10 protein-coding genes are annotated in these 11,307 nt (G+C 63.5%); 4 read left to right on the forward strand and 6 right to left on the reverse strand.

The annotated features are described in order from the left end of the window. Both ABSB13_RS15410 and ABSB13_RS15415 read right to left on the reverse strand, forming a co-directional pair. Positions 1–637: CaiB/BaiF CoA transferase family protein (locus ABSB13_RS15410; protein ID WP_428110110.1), on the reverse strand; the 637-nt coding region annotated here is incomplete at its 3' end. Beyond that, positions 634–936: a hypothetical protein gene (locus tag ABSB13_RS15415; protein WP_428110112.1), complete on the reverse strand. Its 303-nt coding sequence runs from the start codon at positions 934–936 to the stop codon at positions 634–636. The genes ABSB13_RS15415 and ABSB13_RS15410, both read right to left, overlap by 4 nt. Positions 937–1,155: 219 nt before the next feature. Here ABSB13_RS15415 and ileS point away from each other — a divergent pair, with 219 nt between their 5' ends. Further along, entirely contained in the window at positions 1,156–4,041 is a 2,886-nt protein-coding gene (ileS, locus tag ABSB13_RS15420) for an isoleucine--tRNA ligase (RefSeq protein WP_428110113.1), read from the forward strand. 3 nt (positions 4,042–4,044) lie between these two features. After that, on the forward strand, positions 4,045–4,632 hold the full coding sequence (gene lspA, locus ABSB13_RS15425; protein WP_428110115.1) for a signal peptidase II: 588 nt from the start codon (positions 4,045–4,047) through the stop codon (positions 4,630–4,632). Between the two features lie 211 nt (positions 4,633–4,843). Here the strand turns inward: lspA and ABSB13_RS15430 are convergent, their stop codons facing one another. The 4 genes from ABSB13_RS15430 to aroC all read right to left on the reverse strand — a co-directional run bounded on the left by ABSB13_RS15430 (position 4,844) and on the right by aroC (position 8,176). Next, a complete protein-coding gene (locus ABSB13_RS15430; protein ID WP_428110116.1) occupies positions 4,844–5,074 on the reverse strand; it encodes a helix-turn-helix domain-containing protein in 231 nt (76 codons plus the stop codon). A gap of 206 nt (positions 5,075–5,280) precedes the next feature. Further along, on the reverse strand, positions 5,281–6,357 hold the full coding sequence (gene aroB, locus ABSB13_RS15435; protein ID WP_428110118.1) for a 3-dehydroquinate synthase: 1,077 nt from the start codon (positions 6,355–6,357) through the stop codon (positions 5,281–5,283). Between the two features lie 2 nt (positions 6,358–6,359). Continuing rightward, positions 6,360–6,950, reverse strand: coding sequence for a shikimate kinase (locus ABSB13_RS15440; protein WP_428110120.1), 591 nt, complete (start codon positions 6,948–6,950; stop codon positions 6,360–6,362). 59 nt (positions 6,951–7,009) lie between these two features. Further along, a complete protein-coding gene (gene aroC, locus ABSB13_RS15445; RefSeq protein ID WP_428110121.1) occupies positions 7,010–8,176 on the reverse strand; it encodes a chorismate synthase in 1,167 nt (388 codons plus the stop codon). Positions 8,177–8,375: 199 nt separating this feature from the next. Between aroC and priA the strand changes: the two genes are divergently transcribed. After that, the gene (gene priA / locus ABSB13_RS15450) at positions 8,376–10,856 is read left to right on the forward strand and encodes a replication restart helicase PriA (RefSeq protein WP_428110122.1); all 2,481 of its coding nucleotides are present in this window, start codon (positions 8,376–8,378) and stop codon (positions 10,854–10,856) included. A 4-nt stretch (positions 10,857–10,860) separates the two neighbouring features. Continuing rightward, on the forward strand, positions 10,861–11,307 hold a 447-nt coding region (locus ABSB13_RS15455; protein WP_428110124.1), incomplete at its 3' end, for an alpha/beta fold hydrolase.

Below are 11,307 nucleotides of genomic sequence, written 5' to 3' on the forward strand. Positions count from 1 at the left end.
CGGTGGCGGCCGCGGTGGCCTCCTGCATGCTGAGGTCGATCCACTGACCTTCAGCGGTGCGATCGCGCGCGAGCAGCGCAAGCATCACGGCGATCGCGCCGTAATACGCCGCCGAATGGTAAGCCTGCAGACCGAGCGGACGAACCGGAGCGTGATTGGGGAAGCCGTTGATGTACAGCATCCCGCCCAACGCGGTCAGCACGGTGTCGTCGGCGATGAAGTCGCGCCAGGGACCGGTCTGGCCGAACGGAGCAATCGAGCAGAGGACGAGCGCGGGGTTCTCGCGATGGAGAGTATCCCAGCCAAGCCCGAGACGGTCGAGGATGCCCGGCGCGTAGCTCTCGATGACGACGTCGGCGGAGCGGGCGAGCTGGAGCAAGATGTCGGCGCCGCGGGAATGGTTGAGATCAAGCGTGAGCGAGCGCTTGTTGAGATTGTAGAACCAGAAGAACAGGCTGCGGTCGAGATGCGGGAGGTCGTCGAGGAAGGGGCCGATGCGGCGCGCGTCGTCGCCGGCGGGCGGTTCGACTTTGATGACGTCGGCGCCCATGTCGGCGAGCAGCCGCGCGCAAAGTTGTGCGCGATGGCCGGTCAGATCGAGCACGCGCAGGCCCGCGAGCGCAGCGGGCTCGGTCATGATTTTTTCGCCGATTTTCCCGCCCCGGCGGGCTTTTCGATTTGCGTGAGCTTTTGCTTGACCTTGGGCGGGGGCAAGTCCTCGATTGCGAACGCGCCGGTGTCGAGCGTCGCGGGAACTTCCATCAGGACTTCGTTCCTGGGGCCGGTGCGTTTGCCGCCGCGCACGCGAATGGTTTCGAAGGTGTCTCGATTGACCCATCGCACGCCCATCACGGCGGGTTTCGCCTGGCCGTCCTCCTGGACGGGAACGAGGGTGGTGCCTTCCTTGTCGAACACAGTTACTTTTCTGAGTCCCATAATTTTTTCTATGGATATGTAATTCGATGCTTCAATCGTGCGCGAGAGATGATATGGAGACTGGCGGCGGGATTCAAACGGCACGAGAGGACGGCATCGATGCGCGGATGCGCTCGATACTCGCCAGCGAGTGCCGCGTAAGTTAATCTGTTCGGACGCTCGATACTTGATAATTGCGAAGGAGATCGCGCGCGCACGGGCGCGCGGGCAACATGACGCGTGGCTGAAACCGACTACAAATCGACGCTGAAACTTCCCAGGACCGACTTCCCGATGAAGGCGAATCTGCCCAAGCGGGAGCCGGAAATGCTCAAGCATTGGGACGACATCGGCCTTTACGGGCGCTTGATGGAGGCGCGCAAGGACGCGCCGTTGTGGGTGCTGCACGACGGGCCGCCGTACGCCAACGGCCGGGTGCATCTGGGGACCGCGCTCAACAAAATTCTGAAAGACTTCGTCGTGCGATCGCGCTCGATGATGGGATATCGCACTCCGTTCGTGCCGGGATGGGACTGTCACGGGATGCCGATAGAGCACAAGGTATCGCGCGAGCTCGGCGACCAGGCGCGCACGATTTCCAAGCTCGAGTTGCGCAAGCTGTGCCGCGCCGAAGCGGAAAAATGGATCGACCTGCAGCGCTCGGACTTCCGGCGCCTCGGAGTGATCGGCGATTGGTTCAAGCCGTATCTCACGATGGCGCCGGGGTACGACGCGGCCGAAATCGAGGTGCTGCGCAAGATGGTCGAGCGCGGCTACGTGTATCGGGGATTGCGCCCGGTGCATTGGTGCTTCGATTGCCGCACGGCGCTGGCGGAAGCTGAAGTCGAGTACCGCGAACACGTTTCGCCGTCGATCTACGTGGCGTTCGCGTTCAATTCGAATCTCAAGGACGCGGGCGCGCTGGCCGCAGATCGCAGCGACGGCGCCGAGCTTGACGCCGCGCACAAGGCCGGCAAACTGTCGGCCGTAATCTGGACGACGACGCCGTGGACTTTGCCGGCGAATCTCGGAATCTCACTGAACGGGACTTTCGACTACGTCGCGTTGAAGGCCAACGAGCATTACTACGTGGTAGCGTCGCGATTGGCGGACAACGTCGAGAAGGAATGCGGGCTGGCAGTTGAAAAACGCATCGCGCTCAGCGGCGACGCGCTCAAGGCGCTGGACGGCCAGGACATCTTTCGACATCCGTTTATCCCGCGCGACGTCAAGCTGATGTACGCCGAGCACGTGACGGCGGACGCCGGCACCGGGTTGGTGCATACCGCGCCGGGACACGGCTACGAGGATTTCGTGGTCGGCAAGGCGTACGGGCTGACGCCGTTCACTCCCGTCGATGGGGGCGGAGTGTTCACGGCGGAGGGCGGAGATTGGGCGGGGCAGAACGTCTTCAAGGCGAACAAGTCGATCGTCGAGAGACTGGCCGCGGCCGGCGCGCTGCTGCACGCGCAAAACTTCTCGCACAGCTACCCGCATTGCTGGCGATGCCACAATCCGCTGATCTTTCTTGCGACCGAGCAATGGTTCGTGAGCATCGATCACAATGAACTGCGGGTCAAAGTGATCGATGCGATCGACACAGTGAAATGGTATCCCGGATGGTCGCGCGATCGGATCCGCAACATGACGGAGACGCGCCCCGACTGGTGCATCTCGCGCCAGCGCGCGTGGGGCGTGCCGATTCCCGCGGTCAGGTGCGCGAAATGCGATGAGGTCGCGCCACTGCTGGCGACGATGGATCGCGTCGCGGAAATTTTCGCGCGTGAGGGTTCCGACGCATGGTACAGCCGGCCGGCGGCGGACTTCGTCGCGCCAGGCCTCAAATGCCAGCGCTGCGGCGGCGCGGATTTCGTCAAGCAGGAAGACATCCTCGACGTGTGGTTCGATTCGGGCTCCTCGCAAGCCGCGGTGCTTGGCGCGCGCCCTGAGCTGGCATGGCCGGCGGACGCGTACCTGGAAGCGGTGGAACAGGCGCGCGGATGGTTCGGCTCGTCGCTGGTTTGCGCGGTGTCCGAGCGCGGCGCGGCGCCGTTCAAGAGCGTAATCAGCCATGGACTGACGGTGGACGAGCGGGGCCGCAAGATGTCCAAGTCGCTCGGCAACTCGGAGGACGCCGTCGATGCGGTCGGGCGGATGGGAGCCGACGTGCTGCGACTGGTGTACGCGTCGCTCGACTACACGGCCGACATCGCGCTGGGCCAGACGATTTTCAGCGCGGTGTCGGAGTCGTATCGAAAAATTCGCAACACCTGCCGGTTCATGCTGGGCAACCTCGCGGACTTCGATCCCGCGCGCGACGCAGTTGAAATCTCCGATATGCTTGAATTTGATCGGTATATCCTCGCCGTGTTTTCCCAGGTGGGCGAAGCAGTAAGGAAGTGTTACGAAGAGTTCGATTTCCAGACAGCCTATCGGACGCTCTCCCAGTTCATAGTCGTGGATCTGAGTGCTACGTACGTCGATGTTGCGCGGGATCGGCTCTACTGCTCGGCGGAGAAATCGGTCGAGCGGCGCTCTGCGCAGACCGCGCTGTTCACGATTCTCGACGCGCTGGTCAGGATGCTCGCGCCGCTGATTCCGTTCACCGCCGAGGAAGTTTACTCATATCTGCCGGGCAACAAAGAACTGAGCGTGCACCTGCTCACACTGAACGATTTGAGTTCATGGAATGACACAAAACTGGTGTCGCAGTGGGTGCCGTTGCTCAGGATTCGTGACGAGGCGCTCAAGCTGCTGGAGGCGATGCGCAAGGCGGGAACGATCGGCGCGCCGCTCGATGCTGCGATCAGCCTCGGAGCTGACGCCGGCTCTGAGAGCGGGCTTGCCGAAACGATCAAGCAGTATCGCGAAGTGCTGACGGACTTGTTCATCGTCTCGGAGGTCGCGATTCTGGGCGACGCGGAAGCAGCCGAGATAAGATCGCAAGCCGGCGGTCGCGAGGACTTCGCCGTCGATGGCAGTTTCGCGCGAGCCACCGCGAATCCGGCAATCACGCTGGTTGGGCGTCACGCGTCCGGGGTGAAGTGCGCGCGATGCTGGAAGTACTTCGATGAAGGCGGCGATCACCAGTTGGACGCAAGATGCCGCGCGGTGGTGGGGGCGTAGCCGTTGCAGGAACGATCGAGCGTCAAGCCTCTTCCCGGCCTCCCACCTGGGCAAGGAGCGGGCAAAGAATTAGCCGGCCGGGCGCCGCGCAAGCCGTTCCTGCTTTTGATCGGCGCTATCACGATTCCGATCATCGTACTCGATCAGGCAACCAAACTGTTCGTCAAGGCGCACATGGCGCTGTATGAAAGTATCGCGCTCGTCCCGAACTACCTGGATATCACGTACACGCGGAATCCCGGCGCGGCGTTCAGCATGCTGGCCGATGCACCGCCGTGGGTCCGTAGAGCGTTTCTGCTGTCGATGTCGTGCGCGGCGATAATCGTGCTGATCGTGTTGATAGTGCGATCGGAGCGCGTGACTATCAACTCAGTTGCCTTCGCGCTGATTCTGGCCGGTGCTACGGGAAATCTGATCGATCGTGCGCTTCGCGGCGGTCTGGTGATCGACTTTGTGCGCGCGCATTACTACGACCTGAACTACCCGGTGTTCAACGTCGCGGACAGCGCGATCTCGATTGGCGTCACGCTGATCATCCTCGCGGCGTTGTTTGGCAGCGACGGCAAGTCCACGCCAAATCGTTCCGGTTAGATAGCTGAATCCCCGCTCGACGCATTTGAGGGCGCCACCGCGGCGGGTGACTCGACGCCGACCCACGTGCCTGAAAATATCTTGCCGGCCCTGAAGCGGGCCGGCGCGGCAAAGGCGAAGATTCGTGCTATGCGGGTGGAAAATCAGCGCCGGTATTTCCAGAGCGCGCTTGCCGGCGCGTCGATTTTCGTCCAGCCGGGAGGTTATCCGGCTACTTCAGATTCAGTCCGCTGTGGCTTGCGGGAAGCGGGGCGCCAGACTCGACGGCAGCGCGCCATTTGTCGATTGCCTCGACGGTAAAACGCCAGTCGCTGCCCACGCGGAACGCGGGAAGCTGGTTTCTTTTCAGCATCCTGTAAATCGTGGACGAATGCACCCGGAGGTAGCTTGATACTTCCTGCACCGTCAGGACGCTGCTGTTCACTTCATCGAAACGATTCATCTGACACCTCTTCGCTACGCGCGTTTCCCTCGTCTTCCCGGCCTTTAACTCTGTAACGGTCGAAGCAACCCGGCATACGCTAGTCAGTGCATACTAAACTCGTCATATAAATGCCAAGCAGTTATATGGACTTTTCGTCACAATTAGTTATCTTAAGAACACTACTCGTCAGGAGCCTCGGGGTCTAGCTCGACCTGTCCGGATATTCAGAGCACGGGTGCGACGATCTCGTCAATCGAGAGGCGCTTGGTCATCGAATGACCTAGGCGGTCGAGCAGCACGACTTCGACCGCGCCAGCGGCGCGTTTCTTGTCGAGACTAAGCGCGCGGATAAAGTCGTCGCCGTGCCATCCGGGAGGCATCGCAGTCGGCAAGCCGGCGCGCTCGATCAGGCGCTGAAGACGCGACGCTTCGTCGGCTGAGAAGCCGGCATGTGCGCAGGACAGCCGCGCCGCCGCGACCATCCCGATAGCAACCGCCTCACCGTGAAAGTAGCTGCCGTATCCAGCGCTCGCTTCGATCGCGTGACCGATGGTGTGGCCGAAATTCAGGGTTTTGCGCAGACCGCCTTCGCGCTCGTCGGCGCCGACGACGGCGGCTTTGTGCGTCAGCGATCGCGCGACGACTTGCTCGAGCAGATCGGGCCGGCGGGCAAGGATCGAATCGAGGTCGCGTTCCAGGTCCGCGATCATCGGCGCGTCCATGATTGCGCCATACTTGATGACCTCCGCCAGGCCCTCGCGAAACTCGCGCTCCGGCAGCGTTGCAAGCGCGGTCACGTCGGCGACGATCAGCCGCGGCTGGTAAAACGCGCCGATCAGGTTTTTGGCGTGCCGATGGTTGACCCCGGTCTTGCCGCCGAGCGCGGAATCCACTTGCGCCACCACCGTGGTCGGAACTTGTACGAGCGCTACGCCGCGCAGAAAGGTCGCAGCCGCAAATCCAGCGAGATCGCCAACGACGCCGCCGCCCAGCGCGAACACCGCGCTGTTGCGGTCAAGCCCGATCTCGGTCATCCGATCGTAGAGAAGCTCGAGCGTCGCGAGAGACTTGGAGGCTTCGCCAGGCGGCACCGAAATTACCGCGGTTGCGAAACCGCTTTTGCGAAGCGTGTCCTCGACGCGCGCGGCGTAAAGCTTTTCGACCGTCGAGTCGGTGACGATGGCGCATGAACCCGGCTTTAGTCCGGCGTCGCATGCCAGCTCGCCAAGCCGGTCCAGGATTCCCGCACCGACCTGAGCGTTATGCGACGCGGGCCCGAGTTCTATGCGGATGGTGCGCATCTCTAGGATCGTACGCCATCCGCCGACGGCACGCATCGTCGCGCGCCGTGTGCGGCGAAGGCCGCGATAACCTGGTCGGCGAGTTGATCAACGCTGAGATCGGAGCTGTCGATTTGAACATCGGCGCGAGCGTAGGCGCCGTCCCGCTCCTCCATCAGCTCTTTGATTCGATCCAAAGTGGATTTTCCGCCCTCGGTCAGTTTCGGGCGCCTGGCTTTCGATCGCTCGACGCGCGCGGCGACGACTTCAGGCCGCGCGGTCAGACATACGATCACGCCGGCGCGCTTGAGCGCCGCGCAATTTGATTCGTCAAGCAGTACGCCGCCACCAGTCGAGATTACTCCGGGATGCGGCCCGTGGCACTGTGGACATCGCCGGCGATCGCCGGTCAGATGCGCGACCGCTTCGCGTTCGAGCCGGCGGAAGTGAGCCTCGCCATGGTCGGCGAAGATTTGCGCGATTGATTTTCCCGCCTGCGCGACAATGACCGCGTCGACGTCCACGAATTCCCATCCGAGACGGCGCGCGACCAGCGGGCCGACCGAGCTTTTTCCGGTGGCCATGAATCCGGTGAGGATCAGTTTGGGCGTCATTTGCGTTGCAGCGCGGAACTGGGCGCGCGCTTCTATCGGGCCCTGCGCGCGCCGGCGTTTCAGTAGTTGCGGACCTGTTCGACGAAGCCTTTGAAGTTGCGCGTAATCTCGACAATTGAATCGCCGCCGAACTTTTCGAGGAAGGCCGCCGCGAGTTCGAACGCGACCACCGATTCCGCGATGACGGCGGCGGCGGGAATCGCGCATACGTCGGAGCGCTCGATCGCGCCGACGGCTTCCGCCTTGGTTTTGATATCGATCGAGCGCAGCGGGCGCATCAGCGTCGATAGCGGCTTGAACGCCACGCGTACGCGCAGCGGTTCTCCCGTGCTCATGCCGCCCTCGGTGCCGCCGGAATTGTTGGAATCGCGTGTGAAGCGGCGGTGCGCGGCGTCGTATCCGATTTCGTCGTGAAGTTCGGAGCCGCGTATTCGTCCCGCCTTGAAGCCCAGCCCGAACTCGACGCCTTTGGCGGCCTGCACGCTGAGCAGCGCGAACGCCAGGCGTCCGTCGAGTTTGCGATCCCATTGCACGTGGCTGCCGAGCCCGACCGGCAATCCGGTCGCAATCACCTCGACGATGCCGCCGAGCGTGTCGCCGGTCTTTTTGCACTCGTCGATTTCGGCGATTATTTTACCTTCGGCGCCAGGGTCCGCCACGCGCACCGGCGATGCTTCCGTGATGCGCCGCAGCTCTTCGGTGCTCAGCGCGGCGGGAGTATTGGCCTCGGTCGCGCCGATGCTCGCCACGTAGCCGAGCACGTCGATTCCGAACGGCGAAAGAATTTGCTTTGCCAGGGCGCCGATCGCCACGCGCGCGGTGGTTTCGCGCGCGGAAGCTCGTTCGAGCACGTCGCGAATATCTTCGAGATTGTATTTCAGCACGCCCGCAAGGTCGGCATGGCCGGGCCGCGCGCGCGTGACGACCTCCGCCTCGGCGCGATCTTTGGGATCGGCGGACATCCGCTTGACCCAATTCTTGAAGTCGCGATTCTCGATGATGAACGTGATCGGACTGCCGAGCGATTTGCCGAAGCGGATGCCGGAAACCGGCCGCACTTCGTCCTTCTCGATCAGCATTCGGCCGCCGCGGCCGTAACCCTTTTGGCGGCGTGCGAGTTCGGCGTTGATCGCGGCAACGTCGATGTCGAAGCCGGCGGGCACGCCTTCGACCGTCGCGACCAGTTCGGGGCCGTGCGATTCACCGGCAGTCAGAAATCGCAGCATCGGTTTGTGTCGCCTCCCGCGCGTTTTGGTTCGCGCGAGCCTCCATCCCCCGATTCAACCAGACTGGACGCGCCCGCGAAAGCGGTGGAACGATCGGGCATAGCCGGGACTCAGGGGTGTGGCGGCTCGCCGCATCGCTCGCGCGGGGTGTAAGTTGCTTGCGCGCGGCCGGTTTGGACGCCGGGCAGAGAGAGTCAGGATGCAGGCTAATGTTGTGATCGTCGGCGCGACGCGCGGATTCGAAGCGCTGACGTATTCGATTCCGCCGGCGCTCGACGGGCGTATCCAGCCGGGGCATCGCGTGCTCGCGCCGCTGCGCTCGCGCAAGCTGACGGGCGTGGTCACCGAGGTCGGCGAACGGCTTTCGACCGGGCAACTGAAGCCGATCCTCGAAGTCCTGGAGCCGCGGCCGCTGTTCGATCGCGCGCATCTGCAATTGATGGACTTCCTCGCGTCTTACTACATGGTTTCAATTGCGGACGCGTACCGCAGCGTAATTCCCGCGGTCGCGCGGGTCGAGTCGAGGACCGCGTACAGGCTCGCGACTCCCCCCGACGAGCTGGCGCGCGCCGCGTTCACGCGAGTCGAGCGCGCGATTATCGAGACGATCGCCAGGCGCGCGGCAACCACGCGTCAGCTCGAGAAAATCGGTCCGCCCGGCGAGGTGCGCGCCACGATCGCCCGCTTTGTCGCGGACGGCACTCTCGAGCGCCGTGACGCTGCCTCGGGAAGGCATCGCGATACCGCGGATTTGATCGCGCGACTCGCCGCGGGCGCAAGCATCGAGGGCGTTCGCGGCTCGAAGCAGCGTGAAGTGCTGAGCGCGATCGCCAACGCCGGCGCCACGGGCGCGCGCGTCGTGGATCTGAAGGCTGAGATCGACGGCGCGAGCGCGGCGTTGAAGAGCCTCGCGGGTCGCGGGTTGATCGCGATCGAGGCGGCGCCCGGCGCGGCAACTCCGAGCGTCGCGGCGGCCCAGTTCGATCTCACCGACGAACAGCAAGTCGCGCTGGATGCGATTTCGCCGGCCATCGAGCATCGGCGCTACGAAGCGTTTTTGCTCTGGGGTGTCACCGCCAGCGGCAAGACCGAAATTTACCTGAAGCTTGCCGCGTGCGCGCTCGCGGCCGGGCGAAACGTTTTGGTCCTGGTGCCCGAGATCGCGCTCGCTGACGAGATTGTGCGATCGTTTCGCGCGCGTTTCGGCTCGCTGGTCGCCGTCGCCCACAGCGCGCAGAGCGTGTCGGAGCGATGGGCGAGCTGGATGGCGGCGATTGGCGGGCAGGCGCGAGTGATGATCGGTCCGCGCTCGGTGATCTTCGCGCCGATTCACGACGCCGGCTTGATCGTCGTTGACGAGGAGCACGACGCTTCGTACAAAAATGAGGAAGGAATTTACTATCACGCACGCGATCTCGCGGTCGCGCTCGCCGGATTTTCGAAATGCCCCATCGTGCTCGGCTCGGCGACCCCGTCGAGCGAGTCGTATGCGAATTCGCGGCGCGGACGGTACCGGCTGATCCGGCTTTCGCGGCGCGTGAACGATCGCGCGATGGCATCGGTCGAAGTCGTCGATATGCGGCGCGAAGTCGCCGACGCGCGCAGGCTTGCGGCGGCCAAGCCTGCAAATGGAGCGGGACCGGCACAGCCGAAGCCTCAAGCAGTGGAAGTTCCGGATGCGGTGCCGCTCTCGACGGCGTTGGCCGCTGCGCTGCGCGAAAATCTCGCGTCGGGCGGCCAGAGCATGGTGTTCCTCAACCGCCGGGGGTTTCACAATTTTCTACAATGCCATATCTGCGGCAACGTGATCGCGTGTCCGAATTGCAGCGTCAGCATGACGTTTCATATGCGCGACCGCTCGCTCCGATGCCATTACTGCGGCAATCATACTGCGGCGCCCGACACGTGCCCCGAATGCCATGGCTACGGGCTCAAGGGGCAGGGCTTCGGCACCGAGAGACTCACGCAGGCGTTGGCGGAGATGATGCCGGCGGCGAGGATAGAAAGAATGGACTCCGACACGAGCAGTCTGCGCGGAGCGCGCGCGCGGATGCTGGCTGAGCTTCGCGCGGGCGAAATAGATATCCTGGTCGGCACGCAGATGATCACCAAGGGTTTCGATTTTCCCGGCGTCACGCTGGCCGCGGTGGTAAACGCCGACATGGCGCTGAACATGCCCGACTTCCGTTCCGCCGAGCGAACGTTTCAGTTGTTGACGCAGGTCGCGGGGCGCGCGGGACGTGGCGAGCGCCCGGGCCGCGTGATCATCCAGACTTACGCGCCGAACCACTACAGCATCCGCGCCGCCAGGGATCAGGACTACGCGCGCTTCATGCGGCGCGAGCTGCAACTGCGCCGTGACCTTATGTATCCGCCGTTTGCGCGCCTCGCGATGGTGCGAATCGAGGGCGCGGAGCCGCGCCTGGTCAGGCGTGCGGCCGAGGCGGTCGCCAAATCGCTGGCCAACGCTTCAACCCCGGAGGGCATCCGCGTGCTGGGGCCGGCGCCTGCGCCGATCGAACGGATCAAGCAGCGCTACCGGTGGCAGGTGATGATAAAATCGCGCGAACTGAAACCGATGCGCGCGGCGATCTCCGCAATGCGCGCCGAAGTTGGGCCGTCGGCGGAGCGCGACGGTATTTTTCTTGCCATCGACATCGATCCGGTAAGGATGCTGTGAACGAATGAACGAGACGAACCAACATCAACCGATTCATCATGTGCCGCGCGCGCGTCACGCCTTCGATGTGAAGATGGAGGACGGCGCGACGATCCACGTTCGCCAGCATGGTATCCCCGGCGCGCCGCGCATCGTGCTCAGTCACGGCAACGGACTTGCGATCGACGGTTATTTTCCATTCTGGGGACCGTTGCGCGAGCGTTACGAAGTGATCGTCTTCGATTTCCGCAGCCACGGGCACAACCCGCTGCACACCGCCGAAGGGCATACCTGGCAAAACTTCATCTCTGATATGGACGCCGTCTGGCACGCGATTAATCGCGAGCTTGGCGCCAAGCCTGCCGCCGGGCTGTTTCATTCGCTGTCGGGCGTCACGGCTGCGATGCATGCGCTCAAGTATGGACGGCGGTTCGACGCGCTGGTGCTGTTTGATCCGCCGTTTTATCCGCGC

Source organism: Binatus sp. (SeqCode) (genome assembly GCF_050013435.1).
Classification (GTDB): Bacteria; Desulfobacterota; Binatia; order Binatales; family Binataceae; genus Binatus.

Coding starts and splice junctions, on each gene's coding strand:
- ABSB13_RS15415 (WP_428110112.1), bottom strand. CDS start 936: ATGGGACTCAGAAAAGTAACTGTGTTCGACAAGGAAGGCACCACCCTC.
- ABSB13_RS15430 (WP_428110116.1), bottom strand. CDS start 5,074: ATGAATCGTTTCGATGAAGTGAACAGCAGCGTCCTGACGGTGCAGGAA.
- aroB (WP_428110118.1), bottom strand. CDS start 6,357: ATGCGCACCATCCGCATAGAACTCGGGCCCGCGTCGCATAACGCTCAG.
- ABSB13_RS15440 (WP_428110120.1), bottom strand. CDS start 6,950: ATGACGCCCAAACTGATCCTCACCGGATTCATGGCCACCGGAAAAAGC.
- aroC (WP_428110121.1), bottom strand. CDS start 8,176: ATGCTGCGATTTCTGACTGCCGGTGAATCGCACGGCCCCGAACTGGTC.
- priA (WP_428110122.1), top strand. CDS start 8,376: ATGCAGGCTAATGTTGTGATCGTCGGCGCGACGCGCGGATTCGAAGCG.